At 75.4% G+C, this 24,367-nt stretch carries 16 protein-coding genes and 2 pseudogenes; 10 read left to right on the top strand and 8 right to left on the bottom strand.

Annotated features, from left to right (window positions below; all coding sequences use genetic code 11):
• From IF43_RS41285 to IF43_RS0133895, 5 genes and pseudogenes are all read left to right on the top strand, one after another.
• A pseudogene (locus IF43_RS41285) lies at window positions 1–106 on the top strand (ABC transporter permease); the annotation flags it as partial.
• 14 nt (window positions 107–120) lie between these two features.
• Entirely contained in the window at window positions 121–927 is an 807-nt protein-coding gene (locus IF43_RS0133915; RefSeq protein WP_051796795.1) for a sirohydrochlorin chelatase, read from the top strand.
• A gap of 351 nt (window positions 928–1,278) precedes the next feature.
• Window positions 1,279–1,824, top strand: a complete 546-nt coding sequence (locus IF43_RS37285; protein ID WP_051796793.1) for a (2Fe-2S)-binding protein — start codon at window positions 1,279–1,281, stop codon at window positions 1,822–1,824.
• Window positions 1,821–2,858, top strand: a complete 1,038-nt coding sequence (locus IF43_RS0133900) for a xanthine dehydrogenase family protein subunit M (RefSeq protein ID WP_030210078.1) — start codon at window positions 1,821–1,823, stop codon at window positions 2,856–2,858. Before IF43_RS37285 ends, IF43_RS0133900 begins: the two co-directional genes overlap by 4 nt.
• Window positions 2,855–5,002 carry a xanthine dehydrogenase family protein molybdopterin-binding subunit gene (locus IF43_RS0133895; protein ID WP_037891237.1) on the top strand — a complete coding sequence of 716 codons (2,148 nt, stop codon included), beginning with the start codon at window positions 2,855–2,857 and terminating at the stop codon, window positions 5,000–5,002. Before IF43_RS0133900 ends, IF43_RS0133895 begins: the two co-directional genes overlap by 4 nt.
• Before the next feature lie 31 nt (window positions 5,003–5,033).
• Here IF43_RS0133895 and IF43_RS0133890 read toward each other — a convergent pair whose 3' ends face one another.
• Window positions 5,034–6,050, bottom strand: coding sequence for a ketopantoate reductase family protein (locus tag IF43_RS0133890; RefSeq protein WP_030210072.1), 1,017 nt, complete (start codon window positions 6,048–6,050; stop codon window positions 5,034–5,036).
• A 44-nt stretch (window positions 6,051–6,094) separates the two neighbouring features.
• Here IF43_RS0133890 and IF43_RS40130 point away from each other — a divergent pair.
• A pseudogene (locus tag IF43_RS40130) lies at window positions 6,095–6,880 on the top strand (aldo/keto reductase); the annotation flags it as partial.
• Window positions 6,881–7,087: 207 nt separating this feature from the next.
• Here IF43_RS40130 and IF43_RS0133880 read toward each other — a convergent pair.
• Together IF43_RS0133880 and IF43_RS38530 are read right to left on the bottom strand one after the other, a co-directional pair.
• A complete protein-coding gene (locus IF43_RS0133880) occupies window positions 7,088–7,639 on the bottom strand; it encodes a DUF1697 domain-containing protein (RefSeq protein WP_030210066.1) in 552 nt (183 codons plus the stop codon).
• 9 nt (window positions 7,640–7,648) lie between these two features.
• A complete protein-coding gene (locus tag IF43_RS38530) occupies window positions 7,649–10,000 on the bottom strand; it encodes a M48 family metallopeptidase (RefSeq protein WP_030210063.1) in 2,352 nt (783 codons plus the stop codon).
• 1,108 nt (window positions 10,001–11,108) lie between these two features.
• Here IF43_RS38530 and IF43_RS0133870 point away from each other — a divergent pair.
• Window positions 11,109–11,960 carry a phosphotransferase enzyme family protein gene (locus IF43_RS0133870; RefSeq protein ID WP_030210060.1) on the top strand — a complete coding sequence of 284 codons (852 nt, stop codon included), beginning with the start codon at window positions 11,109–11,111 and terminating at the stop codon, window positions 11,958–11,960.
• A gap of 234 nt (window positions 11,961–12,194) precedes the next feature.
• Window positions 12,195–13,361, top strand: coding sequence for a tryptophan--tRNA ligase (gene trpS / locus IF43_RS0133865; RefSeq protein ID WP_234332632.1), 1,167 nt, complete (start codon window positions 12,195–12,197; stop codon window positions 13,359–13,361).
• A gap of 95 nt (window positions 13,362–13,456) precedes the next feature.
• Here trpS and IF43_RS0133860 read toward each other — a convergent pair whose 3' ends face one another.
• The 4 genes from IF43_RS0133860 to IF43_RS0133845 form a co-directional block, all read right to left on the bottom strand.
• The gene (locus IF43_RS0133860; RefSeq protein ID WP_037891235.1) at window positions 13,457–14,233 is read right to left on the bottom strand and encodes a 3'-5' exonuclease; all 777 of its coding nucleotides are present in this window, start codon (window positions 14,231–14,233) and stop codon (window positions 13,457–13,459) included.
• Window positions 14,234–14,370: 137 nt separating this feature from the next.
• A complete protein-coding gene (locus IF43_RS0133855; RefSeq protein ID WP_030210050.1) occupies window positions 14,371–15,678 on the bottom strand; it encodes an SAV2148 family HEPN domain-containing protein in 1,308 nt (435 codons plus the stop codon).
• A 109-nt stretch (window positions 15,679–15,787) separates the two neighbouring features.
• Window positions 15,788–17,134 carry a copper amine oxidase gene (locus IF43_RS0133850; RefSeq protein WP_030210047.1) on the bottom strand — a complete coding sequence of 449 codons (1,347 nt, stop codon included), beginning with the start codon at window positions 17,132–17,134 and terminating at the stop codon, window positions 15,788–15,790.
• 106 nt (window positions 17,135–17,240) lie between these two features.
• Window positions 17,241–18,086: a hypothetical protein gene (locus IF43_RS0133845; RefSeq protein ID WP_030210044.1), complete on the bottom strand. Its 846-nt coding sequence runs from the start codon at window positions 18,084–18,086 to the stop codon at window positions 17,241–17,243.
• Window positions 18,087–18,224: 138 nt separating this feature from the next.
• Here IF43_RS0133845 and glgX point away from each other — a divergent pair, with 138 nt between their 5' ends.
• Window positions 18,225–20,342, top strand: coding sequence for a glycogen debranching protein GlgX (gene glgX, locus IF43_RS0133840; protein ID WP_030210041.1), 2,118 nt, complete (start codon window positions 18,225–18,227; stop codon window positions 20,340–20,342).
• Here the strand turns inward: glgX and IF43_RS0133835 are convergent.
• Entirely contained in the window at window positions 20,327–21,631 is a 1,305-nt protein-coding gene (locus tag IF43_RS0133835; protein ID WP_030210038.1) for an MFS transporter, read from the bottom strand. The two genes, glgX and IF43_RS0133835, sit on opposite strands and share 16 nt — an antisense overlap.
• Window positions 21,632–21,712: 81 nt before the next feature.
• On the opposite strand from IF43_RS0133835, the gene IF43_RS0133830 reads away from it, so the two are divergent.
• Window positions 21,713–24,187 carry a malto-oligosyltrehalose synthase gene (locus IF43_RS0133830; RefSeq protein ID WP_030210035.1) on the top strand — a complete coding sequence of 825 codons (2,475 nt, stop codon included), beginning with the start codon at window positions 21,713–21,715 and terminating at the stop codon, window positions 24,185–24,187.
• Window positions 24,188–24,367: the final 180 nt, after the last annotated feature.

Genomic DNA, 24,367 nt, shown 5'->3' with positions numbered 1-24,367 from the left:
CCTGGCGATCTTCCTGATCCTCGTCGTCGGCATCGCGATCGACCTGCTGATCTTCAGCCCCCTCGAGCGCCACGTACTGCGCAACCGCGGCCTGCTGGTGAAGTGATCGCCGTGTACGACCTGACCGCCCCCGCCCCGGCCCGCCGCCGCGGCCCGCGCCCGGCTCCGGCCGCGGGCCCCGCCCTGCTGGTCATCGCCCACGGCAGCCGCGACCCGCGGCACGCCGCGACCGTGCACGCGCTGACGCGTACGGTGGCGGCGCTGCGGCCGGGGCTGCGGGTGGAGACGGCGTACCTGGACTTCAACGCGCCGTCCGTGCCCCACGCACTGGCGGCCCTGTACGCGTCCGGCGTGCGGGAGGTCGTCGCCCTCCCGCTGCTCCTGACCCGCGCGTTCCACGCGAAGGCCGACATCCCCGCGGCCCTGGCCGAGGCCACGTCCCGGCTGCCGGGACTCGACGTCCGCGTGGCGGACGTACTGGGCCCGTCCCCGCTCCTGACGGCCGCGCTCGAACGCCGGCTGCGGGAGGCCGGGCTCACCCCGGCGGACCGCGCGACGACCGGCGTCGTCCTCGCGTCCGCCGGTTCCACCGACCCGGAGGCGATCGCAGTGATCGCAGAAATCGCGCGGGAGTGGCGGCTCACCGGTTGGTGTGCCGTGCGGCCTGCGTTCGCCTCCGCCTCCCTTCCCCGTACGGAGGACGCCGTACGGGCCCTGCGCGCCGAGGGCGTGCACCGCGTGGCCGTGGCCCCGTACGTGCTCGCCCCCGGCCGCCTCCCGGACCGCATCGCGGCCGGCGCCGAGGCGGCGGGCGCCGACGTCCTCGCCGACGTGCTCGGCCCCGCCCCCGAGGTCGCCCGGCTCCTCCTCTCCCGCTACGACGCCGCCCGCACGGCCCGCCTCGCGCCCCGGGCCCTGACGGCCTGAGTCCGGTCGGCCGCGGGCTGCCGGTCGGTGCGCACGTCGTCTTCGACGCCAGGCAGCACCGGCTGCCGCACGTGCCGGTGCCGGAGGACCTCGGCGAACTGGAGGGAGTACGTCCGGTACGGCGGAGCCGTCCGCCGGGCCGCCTCCGCGTCGGCCGTACGGGGGAGGCCCGGGCAGGGTGCCGGGGGTGTGCGGCGCCGGTGGGGGTGAGAGGGGTCAGGCTGGGCAGGGGGCGGACGTCCCTCCCCAGCGGACGACAGGGAGCTCGTCGTGGCCCACGCATCCGACCCGCCGCCCCGGCCGGCGCACGGCACGCCGGAGGGCGGGTCCGCCGGCGCGACCCGCTCCCGCGTGAGCGTGCGCGTCAACGGGACCCGTCACGACCTCGACCTCGACCACCGCGTCACGCTCCTCGACGCCCTGCGCGAGCACCTGGACCTGACCGGCGCCAAGAAGGGGTGCGACCACGGGCAGTGCGGTGCCTGCACCGTCCTCGTGGACGGCCGGCGCGCCAACAGCTGTCTGCTGTTCGCCGTCACCCTCGACGGGTGCGCGGTCACGACCGTGGAGGGCCTCGCGGGGCCCGACGGCGCCCTGCACCCGCTCCAGCGCGCCTTCATCGAGCAGGACGCCTTCCAGTGCGGCTACTGCACCCCCGGCCAGCTCTGCTCCGCCGTCGGCGCCCTGCGCGAAGCCGCCGCCGGCGACCCGTCGCGCGTCACCGCCGCCGGTGCCCGGGCCGGGGCCGCCGCGCTGACCGCGGAGGAGATCCGGGAGCGGCTCAGCGGCAACCTGTGCCGCTGCGGCGCCTACCCGGGGATCGTCCGGGCCGTCGCCGAGGCCGCCGCCGACGCCGCGGCCACCAGGACCGGTGCGGATGCGGACGTGGTCGTGTGAAGCCCTTCGCCTACGTACGCGCCACCAGTCTCCGCGAGGCCGCCGACGCCCACGCCGCGCACCCCGGTTCCCAGTACCTGTGCGGCGGCACCAATCTGGTGGACCTGATGAAACTGGGCGTCGAGACCCCCACCGCCCTGATCGACATCTCCCGGCTCCCCCTGGACGAGATCACCGACCTCCCCGGCGGGGGCCTGCGCATCGGTGCCACGGTCCGCAACAGCGACCTGGCCGCCCACCCCCGGGTGCGGTCCCGCTTCCCGCTGCTCGGACAGGCCCTGCTCGCCGGCGCCTCCGGCCAGCTGCGCAACGTCGCCACCACCGGCGGCAACCTGCTCCAGCGCACCCGCTGCGCCTACTTCCAGGACCTCTCCAAGCCGTGCAACAAGCGCGAACCGGGCAGCGGGTGCGGAGCCCGGGACGGCGTCCACCGCGACCACGCGGTCCTCGGCCACTCCGAGCACTGCATCGCCACCCACCCGTCCGACATGGCCGTGGCCCTCGCCGCGCTGGACGCCGGCGTCGAGCTGTACGGGGGACCGGAGACCACCCGCACGGTGGCGGCCGCCGAGTTCTACCGGCTGCCCGGCGACCGCCCCGAGCAGGACACCGTCATCCGCCCGGGAGAGATCGTCACGGCGGTGCTGCTGCCGGCCCCGGCGCCCGGCGCCGTCTCCACCTACCGCAAGGCCCGCGAACGCGCGTCGTACGCCTTCGCCCTCGCCTCGGTCGCCGTCGTACTGGACCTCGACCCCGACGCGGGCCTCGTGCGCCGGATCGCCCTCGCCTTCGGCGGCCTCGCCCACCGGCCCTGGCGGGCCACCACGGCCGAGGCGCGGCTGACCGGCGCCGAGCCGCGCCCCGACGCCGTGCGCGCGGCGGTCGACGCCGAACTCGCCGGGGCGGAGCCGCTGCGCGACAACGCGTACAAGATCCCCCTCGCCCGCAACCTCGCCTGCGACACCATCGCCACGCTGGCCGGTACGCGTCCCGGTTCCACAGACCACAGGACAGGACCACAGGACCCACGATGAGTTCCGCCTCCGCCACCCTCGACACCGCCGCCGAGGCCCTGCTCGGCGCCCCCGTCCCACGGCGCGAAGGCCGGGAGAAGGTGACCGGCACCGCGCTGTACGCCGCCGAACGGCACCTGCCGCGGCGGGCCTACGGCTGGCCGGTGCCCGCGACGATCGCCCGCGGCCGGATCACCGCCGTCGACACCGCCGCCGCCCTGGCCCTGCCCGGCGTCCTGGGCGTCCTCACCCCGTACGACGCACCGCGCCTGGGCCCCTCCGACGACCCCGGCCTCCAGCTGCTCCAGGACCTGCGGGTACCGCACCGCGGCTGGTACGTGGCGCTGGCCGTCGCCGACACCCTGGAGGGGGCCCGCGCCGCCGCCGACGCGGTGCGCGTCACCTACGAGGCGGAGCCGCACGACGTCGTACTGCGCGAGGGCCACCCCGGCCTGTATACCCCGGAGGAGGTCAACGGCGGCTACCCCGCGCACCGCGAACAGGGGGACCCGGACGCGGCGTTCGCCGCCGCGCCCGTACGGATCGACGTCCGCTACGCGGTGCCGCCGCTGCACAACCACGCGATGGAACCGCACGCCGCCACCGCGGACTGGGACGCGGGGCGCGGCCACCTCACCGTCCACGACTCCTGCCAGGGCACCACGGTGGTGCGCGCCGTCCTGGCCGGGCTGTTCCGGCTGCCCGCGGACCGGGTCACGGTGCTGGCCGAGCACGTGGGCGGCGGCTTCGGCTCGAAGGGCACCCCGCGTCCCCACGTCGTCCTCGCCGTCATGGCCAGCCGGCACTGCGGACGCCCCGTCACCGTGGCCCTGCCCCGGCAGCACATGGCCGCCACCGTCGGCCACCGCCCTCCCACCCTGCACCGCGTCCGGCTCGGCGCCCGCGCCGACGGCACGCTCACCTCCCTCTGCCACGAGGTCACCACGCACACCTCACAGGTGCGCGAGTTCGTCGAGCAGGCCGCCGTGCCCGCGCGGGTGATGTACGCGGTCCGGGACAGCCGCACCACGCACCGCGTCGCCGCGCTCGACGTGCCCACCCCCTCCTGGATGCGCGCCCCCGGCGAGACGCCCGGCATGTACGCGCTGGAGTCGGCCATGGACGAGCTGGCCGACGCCCTCGGCATGGACCCCGTCGAGCTGCGCGTACGCAACGACCCGGCCACCGAGCCCGACAGCGGCCGCCCCTTCAGCAGCCGCCACCTCGTGGAGTGTCTGCGCGAGGGTGCCGACCGCTTCGGCTGGGCCGCCCGCCGGCCGCCCCGGCGGGAGGGGCCGCTCCTCATCGGCAGCGGCATGGCGGCGGCCACCTACCCCGTGTACATCGCCCCGGCCGGCGCCCGGGCCCACGCCCGACCCGACGGGAGCTACCTGGTCGAGGTCAACGCCACCGACATCGGCACCGGCGCCCGTACGGTCCTCTCCCAGATCGCCGCCGACGCGCTGGGGGTCCCGCTCGACGCCGTCTCGCTGTCGCTCGGCAACAGCGCGCTGCCGGCCGGCCCCGTGGCCGGCGGCTCCACCGGGACGGCGTCCTGGGGCTGGGCGGTGCACGACGCGTGCACCGCCCTGACCGACCGGATGGCCCGCCACCACGGGCCACTGCCCGACGCGGGGCTCTCCGCGTCCGCGGACACCACCCAGTCGGTGAAGCAGAAGTCCCCGTACGCGCGCCACGCGTTCGGGGCCCACTTCGCCGAGGTGCAGGCCGACACGGTCACCGGCGAGGTGCGGGTGCGCCGGATGCTCGGGGTCTTCGCCGCGGGCCGCGTCCTCAACCCGCGCACGGCCCGCTCGCAGTTCATCGGGGGCATGGTGATGGGGCTGGGCATGGCCCTGACCGAACACAGCGGCCTGGACCCGGCCTTCGGCGACTTCGCGGAACGCGACCTGGCCGCCTACCACGTACCGGTCAACGCCGACGTCCCCGTCGCCATCGAGGCCCACTGGATCGACGAGCACGACAAGCACCTCAACCCGATGGGAAGCAAGGGCGTCGGTGAGATCGGCATCGTCGGCGCCGCGGCGGCCATCGGCAACGCCGTGAGCCGGGCGACCGGCCGGCGTCTGCGCGAGCTGCCCCTGACCCCTGACCGGGTCCTGGCCGCCCTCGGCGACGGGGGTGGCTCCGCCGGGGGCGCGTAGGCGGGGGGCAGGGGCGTCCTTCCGATGATCCTCAGGAAACGGCCCGGCCCCGGGCCGCCGCCTCGTCCGCCAGCGCGGTGAGGTCCTCGACGGACATCGAGCCCGGCGGCAGGGACTCGCGGGCGAAGATGTTCGCCGCGTGCCGCAGCGTGTCGTTGACCGGCGTGGGGACGCCGTGCAGGCGGCCCAGGAGCGAGATCTCCCCGTTGAGGTAGTCCGCCTCGACCGATCCGGTACCGCGGCGCAGGCTCTGCCACGAGGACCCGCCCCGCAGCCCCGGCGGCGGGACGATGCGGGTCTCGCGCGCCGCCGCGGCCCGCTCCGCCTCGCCCACCGGCACGACGCCGGCGGCCGCGAACGCCGCCCGCGCCTCGGCCACGGCACGGGCGACCAGCAGCGCCTTCGCCGGGTGCGGCTCCGGTCCCGTCGTGGCCTGCACCGCGTTCGCGAGGTTCGTGAGCAGCTTGTCGTACTTCCAGGCCATCACATCCTCGACGACCGGCGCCTCGAAGCCCGCCCCACCCAGGTCCTCGGCGATGCGGCGCACCACCCGGTCGGTCCCGCGCGGGTACCGCCCGAGGTGCACCATCCCCGTCAGCGGTGCGCACAGCGCCGAGACCGCGCCCGGCTCCAGGAACGTCGAGGGCAGCCACACGCAGGCCCCGTACACCCGGTCGAAGCGGCGCAGCGCCAGCCGCTCGCTCTCCACACCGTTCTGCGCGCAGACCACCGGCAGCCGCTGGGCCGCCGTACCGCCGCCGGCGACCTCGGCCGCGCCCCAGACGTCCAGGGCGGCCGCGGCGTGCTGCGTCTTGACGGCCAGCAGCAGGACGTCGTCCGGGCGCAACCCGCCCAGCTCCGCGGGGGCTTCCACGACCGGCAGCCGGTGCACCCGGGTGCCGTCGGCCGTCGTCAGGTGCAGTCCGTCGGCCTTGAGGGCCGCGGCGTGCGCCCCGCGGGCGACGAGCACGACGTCGCCGCCGCTCTCCGCGAGCCGTCCGCCGAGGGTGGCGCCGATCGCGCCCGCTCCGATGATGATGTAGCGCATGTGCCGAGCCTGGCACACCGTGGCCGGTGAGCTACCGTCGGGTCATGGTGGATGCGACGTACGTCATCGGCGGCGATCTTCCGGTACGCCGTCTGGGCTTCGGTACGGGCGGCCTGGTCGGGCCCGGCTACTGGGGGCCGCGCGGCGCGCGCGCCGAGGCCCTCGCCCTGCTGCACGCGGCGGTCGAGCGCGGCGTGACGCTGATCGACACGGCCGACAACTACGGGCCCGACCTGGCCGAGGAGCTGGTGGCCGAGGCCCTGCACCCGTACGGCGCCGACCTGGTGGTCGCCACCAAGGGCGGCGTGGTGCGCACCGGCCCGGACCAGTGGCACGCGGCCGGGCGGCCCGAGCAGCTGCGCGCGGCGTGCGAGGCGAGCCTGCGACGGCTGCGGACGGACCGGATCGGCCTGTACCAGCTGCACCGGTTCGACCCGGCCGTGCCCATGGCCGAGCAGCTCGGCGCGCTGCTCGAGCTGCGGCAGGAGGGCAAGATCTGGCACATCGGCCTGGACACCGTCACCTCGGCGGAGCTGGAGGAGGCGCTGAAGTACGCCCCGATCTCCGCCGTGCAGAACCGCTACCACCTGCTCGACCGGACCTCGGAGGCCGTGCTCGAGATGTGCGGGGAGCGCGGGATCGCCTTCCTGCCCTGGGCACCGCTGGGCCAGGGCGCGCTGACGCACCAGAGCGCGGCGGCGCTGGCGACGGTGGCCGCCGAGCACGGCGCGAGCACCGGGCAGGTGGCCCTGGCCTGGCTGCTGCACCGCTCGCCGGTGCTGTGCCCGACCCCGGGCACGGGGTCGCTGGCGCACCTGGCGGAGAACCTGGACGGCAGGCTGGTCCGGAGGCAGGCCCGGGCCGAGGGTGGCCGAAGGCCAGGGCGAAGCCCCAAAGCCCTCGGGGTGGGCCTGCCGCAGGGCCTGCAGGCCACCCCTGTCAAGCGCCGAGGGGACCCACACACCACGGGACGGCCCCAGCACGACCCCCAGGCCGGCCACCCCACAGGCGGACCCACCCCCCAGGCGCCCCCGCCCTCAGGCCCCCGCCATGTCCAGCAGCTTCGTCACGGTGTTCCAGTTGCGGCTGGTCCAGTCGATGCCCTTCAGCACGGCCGGCCGGTGCACGGCCTCCGCGAGCTTGGAGCGACCCAGCCCGTCGGGCGTGTACAGGTAGAGCACCCGCTCCCCGACCCGGTACTCCTCGGGCAGCAGGGCCTCGGCGTCGATCCCGGCGAACCGCTCCGGCTCCGGCTGACGGCTCAGGAAGGTCGCGTGCAGCTGCCTGCCCTCCAGCTCCGCGGCCGGGAACGGGCAGGCGTCGGCCACCGCGCGAAGGTAGTCGCCCGCCAGGACGAGGCAGGCGGTGCGGTAGCCGAACTCGCCCTCGATGGCGTCCTCCAGCTGCCGCGCCAGGGCCTCGGAGCCCTCGTCCGACCCGGTTGTGAAGACCGCGTTGCCGCTCTGCACGTACGTCCGCACGTCCGTGTGCCCGAGCCCCTCCATCAGCGTCCGCAGCTGCGCCATCGGCATCTTCCGGCCGCCCACGTTGATCCCGCGCATCAGGAGTACGTACGTCGTCGTCGCCATGGCCGCACTCTAGCCGTCGCGCGGGGCACGGCGGCCCGGGCGATGGCGGCCGTGGCGCCCGCGGTCGGACGCGGCGGCGGGGCGGTCCGGCGCCGTCCCGGCGGCGGCCGGCGTCCCGGCGGGTGCCGGCCGGTGGCGCAGGTCGTAGAGGGCGGCGGCGGACACCTCGGCGGCCATGACCGCGCACGCCGTCAGGCACAGCAGGAGCAGGAGCGTCCAGGGGGCCGCGTCCCCCTTGGCGGGCAGCTGCGGCAGGGCCGCCACCGCGGCCGCGGCCAGGCATCCGGACGCGGCGCGGACGCGCCGCCGGAACACGCCGTCGTGCGCGGCGAGTGCGGCACCGGCGGTGCCCGCGACGTGGAACGCCAGGCCCACGGTCGCGGCCAGGACGGCGAAGGAGCTCGGCGCGAAGTCCGTCAGCAGCCGCACGACGGCGGTGACGGCCCAACCGGCCATCCCGAGCGTCAGCAGGTGGCACAGTCCGCGGACCAGGGGGCGGACCGACGGGGACATGACGGTCACCTCGCCGGCGTCCTCCGACAAGGGCCGTGCGTCGGGGTGTCCGGGACCATCGCCATTGCCGCCACCGCTGCCACCGCCACTGCCGCCACCACGGCCGCCACCACTGCCACCGCCACTGCCGCCACCACGGCCGCCACCACTGCCACTGCCACCCTCCTTACCACTACCGCCCCCGCCACCACTGCCACCCCCGCTGCCGCCGTGGCGGCCGCGGAGGTGCCGGGCCGACACCACGACGGCCGCCGCGGACGGCACGGCCAGCGCGACGACGCGCAGCAGGGGGGCCGCGACCGGGGGGAGCGCGGCGGGAAAGGCGACGACGGCGAGCAGGGCGCCGTACCCGCTGAGCAGCACTGTCGACCGACCGCGGGGCATCCGCACCGCCTCGCAGCCCAGCGCCACCAGGGCCCCGGGACCGACGACAGCCAGGGACAGCAGGGCGAGGGTCAGGGCGGGTGCAGGGGTCCGCCAGAGCAGGACCGGGACGCCCCCGGCCTTCGTCAGCGCCCCGGGAACTGCCATGCAGCCGAGACAGAGCCCGGCCCACAGGCAGCCGGCGAGCCCGGCCAGGCGCGCGGCGAGCCGGCCTCCGGGGGCGTCCGCCCCTCCCCACGCGAGAACGGAGTGCCGCACCCCCAGCACGATCAGCGGACCGGCCAGGAGGAGGAACGGCAGGACCATCCAGACCAGTTCGCCGCCGAGGTCCACCTCGGCCAGCGGCATGAGTCCGAAGCGGAGCGCCAGAAGCTGGACTTCGAGGCTCAGGCCGAGGAGGAGGTTGACGGAGAAGGCGAGCAGGCAGCCGATCAGGGCGGCCTCCCAGCCGGTGAACTCGTCGGCGCGGGCCGGCCGCAGCAGGGCCGCCCTCCTGCGTTCCACGGACGGATGGGTGCCGAACGGCCACGCCGTCCCGTCGCGCCTGCTGCCCCGGCGCCCCTCGCTCAACCGGCCGAGGGCGTCCCCGAACGCGACCGCGCCGGACACCTCGTCCGTCCCCATCCGCGAGGCCGCGAACCGGTCCGCGTGGAACTCCCGCGACTGCTGGAAGCAGTTGCGGGCGGCGTAGACCACGCCGACGATCAGGACGAGCTCCAGCGAGAGCCCGCGCAGGGCCGCGCCGTCGCCGGCGAAGCGTCCGCTGAACGACAGTCCGAACGCGCCCGCCACCAGGGCGAGGAACGTCCACCACAGGGCGGTGACGGCGAGGGTGACGTCGAGGTCGCGATGGTGGATGTGGCCGAGTTCGTGCTGGATCACCGCCTCCACCAGGCGTCCGTCCGTGCCGCGGACGAGATGGCGTTCGAGTCCGGTGGACACCGCGACGTACCGTCGGCGCACGTTCCCGAAGGCCTGCGCGTTGACCCGCGGGTCGCCCCCGTCGACCAGGACGGTGGGCCGCGGTACCCCGGCCGCGGTCGCCCGCGTGTGCACGGCGCCGGCGGGTGCGCCGTCCCTCGTCATGCGGTGGTAGAGGATGGTCAGTCGGGGCAGCAGGCCGTACAGGAGGAGCCCTCCTCCTGTGAGTGCGCCGACGATCAGGCCCGCGCGACGCTCCGGGTGGTCCACGACCAGGGGGCCGCAGTCACGCCGGATCGCACCGGCGACTCTCCCCTGGTAGACGTCCGGGACCTCCCGTCGCTGCCAGAAGGGCCGGGCCGCGGCGAGTGCGAACTCCTCCGGCGTGAGGGGCAGGGAGTCGAGCTGGTCACGCGTGACCCGGCCGGCGCACAGCGTGCGGCCCATCGCCGCCTCCGCGTGCTGCCGGGACTCGGCGGGAAAGGCGATGGCGGCGGACGCGACGGTCAGCGCGATCCAGAACAGCAGCGCCCGCAGGTACACGCTCCGTCAGCGTCCGCCGGCCGGGTCCGCGTCGCCCGCGGGACGCTCCGGCCGCGGGACCCGCCGGTCGGCGGCTCCGGCCGCGGGAGGAACCGCGCGCGGTACCGCGTGAGGTGCCGCAGGAGGTGTCGCGTGAGGTGCCGCAGGAGGTGTCGCGTGAGGTGCCGCAGGAGGTGTCGGAGGGACCGCGGAAGGAGCCGGAGAGACCGGGGGAACAGTTGTGGGAACGGGGGGAAGCGTCGTGGGGACGGGGGGAAGGGTCGTGGGGACGGGAGGAAGGGTCGTGGGGAGCCCGGACGGAGGTGCGGGAGGCACCGCGGAAGGCTCGGCGGGAGCGGGCGTCGGCTGGACGGCGGCGTCCGCCAGGGCCCGGACGAACCTGGCCAGCACGGCGTCGGCGACCCGCCGGGCCTCGTCCTCCGACGGATGGCAGTCGCGTGCGGCGGCCAGGCAGATCTCGTGCAGCCGGTTCAGCTCTCCGGCGTCGACGAGCGGCTGCGGGGCCCCGGCCTGCGGTTCCCGCACGCGCCGTCGCCGCCTGCGCATCGCCCCGAGAGCGTCCTCCAACCGCGCGACGAGCGCGGTCGAGACCGCCGCGAGGAGGGCGGACGCGGCGGCGAGGGCGGCCGGGGCGACGAAGTCCCCGATGGGCCCCGTGGGGTCGAACCGGTTCGGCCGCGCCCACCGCGCCCACCACGGGCGGAAGTGCGCGCGGGCGAGTTGGTCGAACCGCCGTCGCTCCAGCTCGTCCTCCGTGGCGAACACCACCTGGCGGGCCAACTCCCGCGCCACGTGGCGGCGGTCCCGCGTCAGTTCCGACCCGGCCGTTCCCATGTGTCGTGCCACCCCCCGGTGCATGCCGGAAGACCGGCATGATCGCGCAGGGCGCACGGCGCCCCACTGCAGGTGACCATTATGGGGCGGTGCCCGAGTTCCGGTCAGGGGATCGGCGGTGCGGGCACCGGTTCGGCCCGCGGCCACCCGCAGCCTCCGCACCGGCCACCCGCGGCCTCCGCACGGGCCACCCGCGGCCGGTCCGGCGCACCGGCCGGGGCGGGTGCGAGACTTGGCCGGTCATGACGGCGGCACGGCGACGGGAACGGCAGAGATGGACGAGGCGCGGGCCAGGGCGGTGCTCGCGGCGGCCGGATTCGCCGGGTCGGCGGACCTGCTGGCGCTCGGGGAGAACGCGGTCTTCGGCGCCGGCGGCCTGGTGGTCAAGGTCGGCCGGGCCCCGGAACTGCTGGAACGGGCCCGGCGCGAGCTGGCGGTCGCCGGATGGCTCGCGGCGGCCGGTGTGCCGGCCGTACGGGCGGCGGAACCGGAGCCGCGGCTGGTGGAGGGGCACCCGGTGACGGTCTGGCACCGGCTCGCGCCGGCCGTGCGTACGGCGGCTCCGGCCGACCTCGCCGGCCTGCTGCGCGCGGTGCACGCGCTGCCCGCCCCGCCGTTCCCCCTGCCCCCGCGCGAACTGCTCGGCGGGGTCGAGCGGTGGCTGCGGCTGGCCGGGGACGCGATCGACCCGGCGGACGCGGCGTACCTGCGCGAGCGGCGGGACTCCTTCGCCGCCGAGGCGGCCGCGCTGGTGCCCCGGCTGCCGGCCGGGCCGATCCACGGGGACGCCCTGCCGCGCAACGTGCACGTCGGGCCGGACGGGCCGGTCCTGGTGGACCTGGAGACCTTCTCGGCGGACCTGCGCGAGCACGACCTGGTCGTCATGGCCCTCCAACGGGACCGGTACGGGCTGGACCCCGCGGGCTACGACGCCTTCTGCGAGACGTACGGCTGGGACGTCCGCGCCTGGGAGGGCTGCGCGGTGCTCCGCGGTGCGCGCGAGACCGCCAGCTGCGCCTGGGTCGCGCAGCACGCCCCCTCCAACCCGGCCGCCCTGACCGAGTTCCGCCGCCGCGTGGCGTCGCTCCGCGAGAACACCCCCGAAGTCCGCTGGTACCCGTTCTGACGCGGGGCCCCGACATGGCCCGAAAGTCCCTGGAGCCGCCCCGGGGCGCGCGTTACGCTGGGGCCATGACTTCTTCGTCCTGTCTCAACTGGTGGCGCCCCTCCTAGGGGCGGCCACCCAGCAGGACATCCATGCGGGGCCGTCCACCGGACGGCCCTTTCGCATGCCCGCGCCCACGCCCGCGCGGGAGCCGGCCCTCCGGTGGCGGTCCCCCCACACGGCGGGAGCAGCGCGATGACACCGACCACGACGGACGGCACGACGACCGACGGCACGACGAACGACGGCATGACGACGGACGGCATGACGACCGACGGCACGACGAACGACGGCACGACGGACGACGCCACCACCCCCTTCGGCCCGGGGCCTCGGAACGCCGCCGGGGCGGCGGACCTGGAGTCCCGGATCCGGCGGGCGCCCGGGCGGTTCCGGATGCTGACCGGGGACCGCCCGACCGGTCGGCTGCACCTGGGCCACTACTTCGGCACCCTGCGCAACCGGGTGCGCCTCCAGGACCTCGGCGTGGAGACGTACGTGATCGTCGCCGACTACCAGGTGCTCACCGACCGGGACGTGGCCGAGCGGCTGGCCGAGCACGTCGAGGACCTGGTGCTCGACAACCTCGCCGCCGGGATCGACCCCGACCGCACCGTCCTCTTCGCCCACAGCCAGGTGCCGGCGCTCAACCAGCTGCTGCTGCCCTTCCTGTCCCTGGTGTCGGTCGCCGAACTGGGCCGCAACCCCACCGTCAAGGACGAGATCGCGCACTCCCGGCAGTCGGCGGTCAGCGGGCTCATGTTCACCTACCCGGTGCACCAGGCCGCCGACATCCTGTTCAGCAAGGCGAGCGTGGTGCCGGTCGGCCGGGACCAGCTGCCGCACCTGGAGGTGACCCGGACCGTGGCGCGGCGCTTCAACGACCGCTACGGCCAGGTGTTCCCCGAGCCCGAGGCGCTGCTCTCGACGGCGCCGGCCCTGCTGGGCACGGACGGTTCGAAGATGAGCAAGTCCCGCGGCAACGCGGTCGCCCTGGCCGCGACGGCCGACGAGACGGCCCGCCTCATCAAGGGAGCGAAGACCGACGCGCAGCGGCACATCACCTACGACCCCGAGGGGCGGCCCGAGGTGTCGGGGCTCGTGCTGCTGGCCGCGCTGTGCCAGGAGCGGGACCCGTACGAGGTGGCCGCCGGCATCGGCGACGGCGGCGCGGCCGCGCTGAAGCGGACGGTGACGGAGGCCGTCAACGAGCACCTCGCGCCGCTGCGGGCCCGCCGCGCGGAGCTGGCCCGCGACCGGTCGTACGTGCGCGCCGTCCTGCGGGCGGGCAACGAGCGGGCGGCCACGTTGGCGGAGGCCACCCTGGACGAGGTCCGCGACGCGATGGGCACCCGCTACTGAAGCGGCCTCACCGGGACGGACCGTGCCGTCGGTCCCGGCCGTCGATCCCGGCCGTCGATCCCGGCCGTCGATCCGGTGCCGCCGGTCCGCGGCCGTCAGGCCCTGGCCGGCGCCGGGGCCGGTGCCGGGGCCGGCGCCGGGGTCGCCGCCGGGGTGGGCGCGCGCAGCGGCCAGCGCGCGTCGACCACGGCCTCCGGGCTGCCCTGGCGGCGCAGGTAGGCCTGGAAGCCGGTCGCCCACGACGCGTACCAGGACACCTGCCGCTCGTGCAGCAGCTCCGGCGCGAGCGCGGCCACCGTCGGGTGCCGGTCGGCTATCGCGCGGGCCACGTGGACGGCCGCCAGGGCGTCCGCGAACGCGTCGTGCGCCCCTTCCAACGTCACGCCGTACACCGTGCAGACGGCCTCCAGCGTGCGCTTGCCGGGCCGGTAGCGGTCCACCGCGCGGTCGATGGTCAGCGGGTCGACCACCGGGCCGGTGCCGGCCGGCCCTGCCGCCGCGCCGAGCCGGTCGGCCAGCGACGGCAGCCCGTACCGGGCCAGTTCGGCGGTCAGCAGCGTCAGGTCGAAGGCGGCGTTGTACGCCACCACGACCGCACCGCGCCGCCACAGCTCCACGAGCGCCTCGGCGACCTCGTCGGCCACCTCGCGGGCCGGGCGCCCCTGCGCCACCGCCCGCTCGGTGCTGATGCCGTGGATGGCCGAGGCCTGCTCGGGGATGGCTATCCCCGGATCGGCCAGCCAGCCGCGCCGCCCCGTCATCTCGCCGCCGGTCACCTCGACCACCGCGGCCGTCACGATCCGCGCCTCGTGCGGGTCCGTCCCCGTCGTCTCCAGATCGAATCCGGCCAGCACTCCCCCGTGCCACGTCATGCCGTGCCCCTCCCTCATCGTGGGCTCCAGCCTGCCACGGCCCTCTGACACCAGGCCGAGGGGGCCGGTGCACGGCCCCGGCCACGGGGTGCTACTGCCGCGGGGGCGCCCCCGAAAGCCACCGCACCGCGCCCCCGCTACGACACCGGCCGGGAGTCCTGCCACACCGACTCGAACTCCTCGCGGTAGGTGCCGAACAGGCCGGGTTCGGTGTCCCGGGCGGGCCCCCGCCCCCCGCCCCGCAGCACGAGCACGGGCGCCTCCATGCCGCGCGCCCGCCGCAGGTAGGACTGGACGACGGCTATGCCGCTGCCGGGACCTCCGGCGCCCTCCACGAGGTAGGCGGTGAACCGCGGGGTCTCGTCGAAGACGTGGATGGCGAAGTTCGAGGGGTCGCCCAGCCGGGTGCGGACCCGGCGCACGTGCAGGATGTTCATCTCGACGGAGCGGCTCAGCTCGCCCTTCTTGAGGCCGAGCTCCCGCTCGCGCCGCTTGACGGCGCTGCTCGCCGGGTTCAGGAAGAGCAGCCGCACCCGGCAGCCGGCGTCGGCCAGCCGCACCAGCCGGCGGCCCGAGTAGTTCTGCACCAGCAGGTTCAGGCCTATGCCGATGGCGTCGAGCCGGCGGGCCCCGCCGAAGAGGTCCTCGGCGGGCAGCTGCCGCTGCAGCCGGACCCGGTCGGGGTGGACGGAGACCACGTCGGCGTACCGGTCGCCGACCAGGTCCTCGACGGCGTCGATCGGCAGCCGCTCGGCGGCCGGGCTGCCGGCGCCCCCGCCGAGCACCTCCAGCAGCCGGGCCGAGGCCCGCTCCGCCTGCGAGAGCACCGCCTGGGACAGGGCCCGGTTGCGGGAGACGACGTTGCGGGTGACCTCGAGCTCGTCGAGGGCCAGCTCCACCTCGCGCCGGTCGTCGAAGTACGGCTCGAAGCACGGCCAGTGCTGGACCATCAGCTCCCGCAGCTGCGGCAGCGTCAGGAAGCTCAGGACGTTGTCGTCGGCCGGGTCGAGCAGGTAGCCCTTGCGCCGGCTGACGTCGCGCACGGCGACGGCCCGGTGCACCCATTCCTGCCCGGCCGGCCCGGCCGCGGCGACGACCCAGTCGTCCTCGCCGTGGACGGGCTCGTAGATGGGCCGCAGGACGGCGCCGACGACGGCCCGCAGCCGCTGCTCGATCAGGTTGAGCCAGATGTACGCGCGGCCGGCGCGCTGGGCCCGGGTGCGGACCTCGCTCCAGGCCTCGGCGCTCCAGTCCAGTTCCGCACCGGCCGCCGGCCCCGGCCCGCTCTCGGCGGGCCGGGCCAGCGACACCGCGCCCGGCGGTCCGGACGGGCCCCCCGAGGGGGCGTCCGGAGGGACGCCCGGGGACGTTCCGGCCGGAACGTCCGAGGTGCCGCCCTCGTGACCCGCGTCACCAGGGGGCAGCTCCAGCCCTCCCGAGCTCACCCGTGCACCGCCTCCTGCTTCCGCCACGCCCGCTCCAACGATCAAGGAAGGGTACTCCCCGAGCGGGAGGCGGTGCAGCTGGATGGTCCCTGAAGGTTTCCCAACTCTCCTATTGCGGGCGACCGTTAGCGCCCGCCAGGGCCGGCGGAGTGAGCGGATTCATAGCGGTCACGTCACGTGGCATGAGCTGGAAGCCCTGCCAGTGCACGGGCATCGGCTGCTGGTCCTCGTCGCGGGCGACGTGGTGGAACCCGATGTTGACCCACGCGATGGGGTTCTTCAGCGTCTCGCCGTTGACCCAGGTGTCCACGCTCCTGCCCGCGTCCGGCCCGCAGTTGCGCAGGTTGTTGGTCGCGAACTGCTCGCAGGCCTTGTACTCCGTGAAGTACACGTCGTGGCGGGTGTAGGGGCGGCCGGAGTACTTGGACGACGCGCCGGGCACGATCTCGTACGAGCGCTCGTGGCCGTCCTTGTTCTTCCCGGTGGCGCTGACGACCCGCCACCACCGCATGGACCTGGCGTCGCCCGCCAGTTCCTTGGTGACCGGCGTGCGCGTGGTCACGGTGGTCGGGGTGGAGCCGTCGGGGCGGGGGGTGACCACCGAGTCGTACTGCTCGACCCGGCCGCCCGGGGTGCCGTCGAGGGCGAAGTTCAGCCGCCAGAAGATGTTGTGGCTGTGGCTGGTGGCGTAGGACGTGGCGCCCTCGCCGATCGGCCAGCCGCGGCCGTCGCCGGCGTCGTAGTCGCCCGGGGAGAGGCTGCCGGTGGCGCCGACGTTGGCGCTGATCAGGCCGTCGGCCTGGAAGCGCCACTCGGTGATGTACTCGTACCAGCCGACCTTGTTGACGGTGTAGACGAGCAGGTCCTTGCCCTGCTCCTGCCAGACCTGGCCCTGCTGGTCACCGGCCATGCGGTACGCGTGTCCGCGGGCCCGCGTGGTGGCGCACAGGCCCTTGACCTCGTTCTCGCTCTGGTCCCAGGCGTTGACGACCTTGACGGTCTTGACGGTGCCGCCGGGGCACTCGTCCGGGAGCATGCCCTGCAGGCCGCTGCCGAAGCCGGCGCCGGTCAGGTCGTCGTACTCGGCCTTGCCGTCGTCGTACGGGACGTGGATCTGGCCGAGCTTGGCAGAGGTCAGCACCATGATGGGCTTGGCCTCGCCCTTGGGCTGGTAGGAGATCTGGTCGAGGACCAGACCGGCCTCGCTCTCGTAGCGCCAGCACATCCGCCAGGTGGTGCCGCCGGTGAGGGTCTGCTCGATGCGGTAGGCGGCGCTGCAGTCGGGGCCGGTGGTGCCGGCCCTGGCGGCCGGGGCCTTCGCGACGGTCCCGGACGGTGTGGTCCGCGGCGCGGCGGAGGCCGGTCCGGCGGCGGCGGTGGCGCCGCCGAGGAGGGCGGAGGCCGCGAGGGCCACCGCGGCGCGCCTGCGGGCGCGGTGGATTCGGTTCAGGTGCATGGTCGGTGCGACTCCTGGGGCGGGAGAATCAGGAAGGAGCGGAGCGGCGGTCGGGCGGGGGTGCCGGGAGCGTGTCGGTCCTCCCGGGCGCTCCGAGCGGCGCCGCTCAGATCTTGTGGACGGTGCGTGCGCTGAGGTCCACGACCAGCGAGCGGACGTCGATCCACGGGCCGTTCTTCACCTTGAGGAAGAGCCGGACGCAGCGGTGCGTGCCGCACTCCTTGACGGCGGACGGACCGGGGTTCTCGCCGTTCACGCGGTAGATCAGGGCGTTCTTCAGGGCCAGCTGGCCGGGCTGCGTGAGCTTCTTGCCGGTGGCGTCCTGGTAGTCCTTGCGCAGCCCCTCGCCCGCGGGGGCGGCGATCATCAGCTTCGCGGCCTCGGCGGCCTCGGTACCGGCGATGGGCGGCTGCACACCGTGCTGGACGTCGGTGGACTCGACCTTGCCGGTGTCGAGGTTGACCACGTACGTGGTGAGCGCGTCGGTCTTGTAGTCGTACGAGCTGAGCTGGGCCCGGCGCGGCGCGCCGGCGCGCCCGACCTCGTCCGGGCGCGTCTCGGCGAGGTCGGTGGCGAGCCACTGCGGGCCGGCCGCCCCGGAGGCGTCCTGGGCCTGGCGGGCCTTGCCGGCGGTGGCCGCGAGCGCGATCTGCCGGACCCGGGCGAGCTCGGCGCCGGTGAGGGGGTCCCGGCCGGTCCCCTTCGGGCCCTCGACCGGAGCCGCCTCGACGGTGCCCGGGCGGCTGCCCGGCCGGAGTCCGTCCTGGGCCCCCCGGCCCCCCTGGTCGGCGGCCCGCGCGGCCCCGGCCGGGGCGCCGTCGGCGGTCCCCGAGCCGTTCGCGGCCCCCGCGGCGCCCGGCAGCGTGACGCCGACCGCGACGGCCGTGCCGGTGATCGCGATGGCCGCGCCCGCCACGAGCTTCCCCAGGTGGCGGCGTACTGTTATGGGCACAATCCCCCCTTATATGCATACCTGGTATGCGTGGTCACCCGGTAGGACGGCCACAAGTCCCCACGGGTTGCCCCGGTTTCGGGGAAGATCTGGCATGGGCCAACCGGCCGCGGGAGCAGGAATGGAAGAGTTGCATTTATGCAGGTCTGGCCTGGACAGGCGTATCCGCTGGGCGCCACGTACGACGGCGCGGGAACGAATTTCGCGGTCTATTCGGAGGCCGCCAGACGCATCGAGCTGTGCCTGCTGCACGACGACGGTTCGGAGACCGCCGTCGAGCTGCGCGAGACGGACGCGTTCGTCCGCCACGCGTACCTGCCGGGCGTCATGCCCGGGCAGCGGTACGGCTTCCGGGTGCACGGGCCGTACGAGCCCGAGCGGGGGCGCCGCTGCAACCCCGCGAAGCTGCTGCTGGACCCGTACGCGCGGGCCATCAGCGGCCGCATCGACTGGAACGAGGCGGTGTACGGCTACCACTTCGGGCGGCCGGACTCCCGCAACGACCTCGACTCGGCGCCGCACACGATGACCTCGGTCGTGGTCAACCCGTACTTCGACTGGGGGAACGACCGGCCGCCGCGCATCGACTACCACCACACGGTGCTGTACGAGGCGCACGTCAAGGGTCTGACGATGCGCCACCCGGAACTGCCGGAGGAGCTGCGCGGCACGTACGCGGCCCTCGCGCACCCGGCGGTGATCGGCCACCTGACGAAGCTGGGCGTGACGGCACTCGAGCTGATGCCCGTACACCAGTTCGTCAACGACCACCGGCTGGTGGACGACGGGCTGACCAACTACTGGGGCTACAACACGATCGGGTTCTTCGCCCCGCACAACGCGTACGCCTCCTGGGGGGACCGCGGGCAGCAGGTGCTGGAGTTCAAGTCGGCCGTACGGGCCCTGCACGAGGCCGGCATCGAGGTGATCCTCGACGTGGTCTACAACCACACCGCCGAGGGCAACCACCTCGGGCCGACGCTTTCGTTCCGGGGGCTGGACAACGCCTCGTACTACCGGCTGACCGAGGACCGGCGGTACTACATGGACACCACCGGCACCGGGAACTCGCTGCTCATGCGGTCGCCGCACGTACTCCAGCTGATCATGGACTCGCTGCGGTACTGGGTGACCGAGATGCACGTGGACGGGTTCCGCTTCGACCTGGCGGCGACCCTGGCCCGGCAGTTCCACGAGGTCGACCGGCTGTCGTCGTTCTTCGACCTGGTCCAGCAGGACCCGGTGGTCAGCCAGGTCAAGCTGATCGCCGAGCCCTGGGACCTGGGCGAGGGCGGCTACCAGGTGGGGAACTTCCCGCCGCTGTGGACCGAGTGGAACGGCAAGTACCGCGACACGGTCCGCGACCTGTGGCGGGGCCAGCCGCGGACGCTGGCGGAGTTCGCGGGGCGGCTGACCGGCTCCTCGGACCTGTACCAGGACGACGGGCGGCGGCCGCTGGCGTCGATCAACTTCCACACCTGCCACGACGGCTTCACCCTGCACGACCTGGTCGCGTACAACGAGAAGCACAACGAGGCCAACCGCGAGGGCAACCGCGACGGGGAGACCTACAACCGGTCGTGGAACTGCGGCGCCGAGGGGGTCACCGAGGACCCCGCGGTGCTGGAGCTGAGGGCGCGACAGATGAGGAACTTCGCGGCCACGCTGATGCTCTCGCAGGGCGTGCCGATGCTCAGCCACGGCGACGAGTTCGCACGCACCCAGGGCGGCAACAACAACACCTACTGCCAGGACAACCCGGTCTCCTGGGTGCAGTGGCCGGAGCCGGGCAAGCCCGCCCCGGCCCTGCTGGAGTTCACCCGGGCGATGGTACGGCTGCGCCACGAGCACCCGGTGTTCCGACGCCGGCGCTTCTTCCACGGGCGTCCGGTGGAGGGCACCAGCGACGAGCTCTCGGACATCGCCTGGTTCACGCCGGAGGCCGGGGAGATGAAGGCCCGCGACTGGCAGTCCCAGCACGCGCGGGCGATGACGGTGTTCCTCAACGGGGAGGCGATCTCCGAGCCCGGCCCGCGCGGGGAGCGGATCACGGACGACTCGTTCCTGCTGATGTTCAACGCGAGTCCGGACCCGCTGGAGTTCACCGTGCCGGCCGGGCACGGTTCCCGGTGGCACGTGCTGGTCGACACCGCCCGGGAGGAGGTCCCGCCCCCCGGCACCGGCCCCGTGCTGGGGGCCGGCGACCGGGTGACGCTGGTCGGGCGGAGCCTGGCGGTGCTTCAGCGGTCGGCGTAGTCCCCGCTGGAGGTGCGGCGGAGCTGGCGCGGGACGAAGGGCGTGGCCGGGGCCGGCTCCGGAGCCGGCGCGGGCCCCGGCTCCGGTGCCCGCGCCGGCATCCGGGTGACGAGGGCCAGCACCAGGGCCAGCGCCGCGGCCCCCACCGCCACCAGGAACGCGCCGGAGGGCCCGTACCGCTCCGCCAGCCGCCCGGAGAGCGCCAGCGCGAGGGCCTGGCCGGCCACCACCGCGCTGGCGGCGAAGGCCATCGCCTCGGCGAGCCGGGCGGGCCGCACGTGCCGCTCGGTCAGCGCGAAGGCGGTGATCAGGTGCGGGGCGTACGCCGCGCCGAGCACGGTCACGGTCACGTACAGGGCCGGCAGGGAGCCGGTGAAGACCAGCGGCACCGAGAACACCAGCGCCGCGGCGGTGGCCGCCCGCCAGCGCAGCCGCAGGCCGAACCTCAGCGGCAGCGCGCCGAGCGCGAGACCCACGACCGCACTGACCACGCCCATGGCGGCGTACACGAGGCCGGCCTGGCCGGGCACGCCCAGGCGGGCGGTGAGCGCGGCGATCCCGGCCTGGGCGGCGCCGAACATGGCCCCCTGGAGGAGCAGCGAGCCCCGGACGGCGTACACGACGGCCGGCGGCCGCCGCCGGTCGCGGACGCCCGGTTCCCCGGCGTGCCGCGCCCCGGCCGTGACGGCGGCGGTCGGGTGCAGCGCGAAGGCGGTCCCGAAGCCGGCGACCAGCGCGGCGGCGCCCCCGAGGGCCACCGCCGGGTGGACGACGAGGGCCGCGAGGCCCACGAGGGCGGGCCCGATGACGAACGAGACCTCGTCCAGGGTCCCTTCGAACGAGTGGACGCCCTGGACGGTCCGCGCGTCCGCCCCGGCCCGGTGCGCGAGGGCGACCGAGCGGGTCCGGGCCATCGGCCCGACCAGCGGTACGGAGGCCCCGGCGACGGCCCCCACGGCCGCCAGCGGGACGGTGGCGAGACCGAGGAGGGCCCCGGCGACCAGGCCTCCGGTCGCGACGGCGTTGACGGCCGCGGCGGCCAGCACGACCGGCCGTTGGCCGCGACGGTCCGCGAGGCGCCCGAGGATCGGTCCGCACACCACCTGACCTGCGGAGAGGGTGCCGCCGACGGTTCCGGCGACGGCCAGGGAGCCGCTGGTCCCGGCGATCAGCAGCACGCTGCCGAACTGGCACATCGCCAGGGGGAGCCTGGCGAGGAAGGAGACGAGGGGGAGGACGGGCCCGGTCAGGGCGATGACCTTGCGATAGGTGTGGACGGTTCCGATCACCGACCGAAGCTAACCCAGCGCAGTCACCCGGATGCACTGGGCAATGGCACGGAATCCGTCCGGGTGGGTACGTACGTTCTCATGACCGAGCAGTATGCGAACGGATCTTCACCGCCGACTGCCACGTACCGTCTGCAGCTCCAGCCGGAGTTCCCCTTCGAGGCGGCGCGGGCGGCCGTACCGTACCTCGCCGGGCTCGGGGTCTCGCACCTGCACCTCTCGCCGGTGCTGGAGGCGGTGCCCGGCTCGGCGCACGGGTACGACGTGGTGGACCACACCCGGGTACGGGAGGAGCTGGGCGGCGAGCGCGGGTTGCGCCGACTGGCGGACACGGCACGGCGGCACGGCCTGGGGATCGTCCTGGACATCGTCCCCAACCACATGGCGGTACCGGCGCCGGCCCGGCTGAACCGGCCGCTGTGGGAGGTGTTGAAAGAGGGTCAGGCCTCGCCGTACGCCCGCTGGTTCGACATCGACTGGGCGGCGGGCGACGGCCGGCTGCTCCTGCCGGTGCTGGGCGACGAGGCGGTCGGCCCGGACGGCGCGGTGCGTCCGGACGTGCTGCGGGTGGCGGACGGAGTGCTCGGGTACGGGCCCCACGAGTTCCCGCTGCGGGAGGGCACGGGGCACCTGCCGCCGGCGGAGCTGACGGCCGCCCAGTGGTACCGGCTGGGCTCGTGGCGGCTGGCCCGGACCCGGTTGAACTACCGGCGCTTCTTCACCGTTTCGGAGCTGATCGGGGTACGGGTTGAGGACCCGGAGGTGTTCCGGGCCTCCCACGACAAGGTGCTGGAGCTGGTGCGCGACGGGGTGGTGGCGGGGCTGCGGATCGACCATCCCGACGGCCTGGCCGACCCTGGCGCGTACCTGCGGCGGCTGCGGTCGGAGACGGGCGGCCGGGTCTGGACGGTGGTGGAGAAGATCCTGGCCCGCGAGGAGCGCCTGCCGGCCGACTGGCCGGTGGCCGGCACGACCGGGTACGACGCCCTGTACCGCCTGGACGGCCTGCTGACGGACGGCCGGGGGGCGGGCGAACTCGCGTCCCTGTACCGCGGTTTCACCGGCCTGCCGAGCGACCGGGGCGGCGACTGGCAGCCGACCGCGGCACGCGCGGCCGCGGAGCTGCTCACCCACGACCTGGTGGCCGAGGTCGAGACCCTGGTCCGCCTGGCGCAGCGCGCCCGCCGCGCCGGCCCGGCTCCCGGCCCGGACGGGGACCGGTCGGGCCCGAACAGGCACGCGAACCCGCCCGTGTCCGAGGGCGCGGACACGACCACGGGCCCGGGCGCGGAGGCACTCCGGTCGGCCGTGCGGGGGCTGCTCGCGGCGCTGCCGGTGTACCGGCCGTACCCCGGGGACGGGTCCGCCGTGCCCCCCGCCTCGGCGGTCCCCGGTGACCCGGCGGCCGTGGCCCTGGTGCGCCGGCTCGCGCTCGGCGACGACCCCGCCTTCCAGGCCCGCTTCGCCCAGACCTCGGCGGCACTGCGCGCCAAGTCGCTGGAGGACCGGGCCTTCTACCGGCACGCCCCGCTGCTGTCGGCGACCGAGGTCGGCGGCGATCCGGGGCGCCCGGCGGTGCCGGCGGCGGAGTTCCACGCGTACTGCGTGCGGATCGCCCGCGACTGGCCCGGGACCGGGACGGTGCTGTCCACGCACGACACCAAGCGCAGCGGCGACGTACGGGCCCGCCTCGCGCTGCTGGCGGAGTGCCCGCGCCGGTGGCGGGACGTGCTGGCCGCGCTGCCGGAGGGACCGGACCGCCAGGTGGTCTGGGTGACGGCGCAGACGGTGTTCGGGCTGGCCGCGCGGGAGCCGGAACGGGTGGCGGGGGCGGTCCTGAAAGCCGTCCGCGAGGCGGGGCTCCGGACCCGCTGGACCGATCCGGACGAGGCGTACGAGGCGGCCGTGCGCGCGTACGCCGAGGGGGCCGACCTCGCGCCGGTCCTCGCCCTCGCCGCCGAACTCGCCGCACCCGCCCGCGCCAACGTCCTGTCGGCGGCGCTGCTCCAGCTGACGGTGCCGGGCGTGCCGGAGCTCTACCAGGGCTGCGAAGCGGAGTACCTCGCCCTGGTCGACCCCGACAACCGCGCCCCGGCCCGCTTCCCGGCCCGCTTCCCCGACCCCGCCCCGGACCCGTCCGACGGGCCGCCCCGGCCGGACCTCGGCTCCGAGAAGCGCGCCCTGACCCGGGCCGCGCTGCTGCTGCGCAGGGACCGGCCGGAGGCCTTCGGCCCGGGCGGCGCGCCCGGGCGGCCGGCGGAGGGACCCCCGTACGCACCGCTGCCCGTGCGGGGCCCCGCGGCCGCCCACTGCGTGGCCTTCTGCCGCGGCGGGGCGGCCATCACCGTCGCCACCCGGCTCCCGCTCGGCCTGTCGGCGACCGGCGGCTGGCACGACACCGAGGTCCGGCTTCCCCCGGGCCCCTGGACCCCGGTCTTCCCCACCCCGACCGAGCGGGACACCCCCACCGACCCGTCCGACACGCCCGGCCCCTCCTGGGTACCGGTGGCCGCGCTGCTCGCCCGATCCCCCGCGACCCTCCTCGCCCGCCCCTGACCGCCGCCCCGCGGACCGCGGACCGCGGACCGCGGACCGCGGACGGCGGACGGCGGACCGCGGACCGCGCGGGCCGGTGTCGGGGTGGGCTCTCGCTTCGTGGGGCCGTCCCGTGGTGTGTGGGTCCCCTCGCCTCTTGACCCGGTATGGCCTGCAGGCCTCCCCCAGCTACCGCTGGGA

Source organism: Streptomyces sp. NRRL S-87 (genome assembly GCF_000719335.1).
Classification (GTDB): Bacteria; Actinomycetota; Actinomycetes; order Streptomycetales; family Streptomycetaceae; genus Streptomyces.
The sequence above is the reverse complement of the archived record's forward strand: the minus strand, read 5'-3'. Positions and strand labels throughout refer to the sequence as shown.

Coding starts and splice junctions, on each gene's coding strand:
- IF43_RS0133895 (WP_037891237.1), top strand. CDS start 2,855: ATGAGTTCCGCCTCCGCCACCCTCGACACCGCCGCCGAGGCCCTGCTC.
- IF43_RS0133890 (WP_030210072.1), bottom strand. CDS start 6,050: ATGCGCTACATCATCATCGGAGCGGGCGCGATCGGCGCCACCCTCGGC.
- IF43_RS0133880 (WP_030210066.1), bottom strand. CDS start 7,639: ATGGCGACGACGACGTACGTACTCCTGATGCGCGGGATCAACGTGGGC.
- IF43_RS0133870 (WP_030210060.1), top strand. CDS start 11,109: ATGGACGAGGCGCGGGCCAGGGCGGTGCTCGCGGCGGCCGGATTCGCC.
- trpS (WP_234332632.1), top strand. CDS start 12,195: ATGACACCGACCACGACGGACGGCACGACGACCGACGGCACGACGAAC.
- IF43_RS0133860 (WP_037891235.1), bottom strand. CDS start 14,233: ATGACGTGGCACGGGGGAGTGCTGGCCGGATTCGATCTGGAGACGACG.
- IF43_RS0133850 (WP_030210047.1), bottom strand. CDS start 17,134: ATGCACCTGAACCGAATCCACCGCGCCCGCAGGCGCGCCGCGGTGGCC.
- glgX (WP_030210041.1), top strand. CDS start 18,225: ATGCAGGTCTGGCCTGGACAGGCGTATCCGCTGGGCGCCACGTACGAC.
- IF43_RS0133830 (WP_030210035.1), top strand. CDS start 21,713: ATGACCGAGCAGTATGCGAACGGATCTTCACCGCCGACTGCCACGTAC.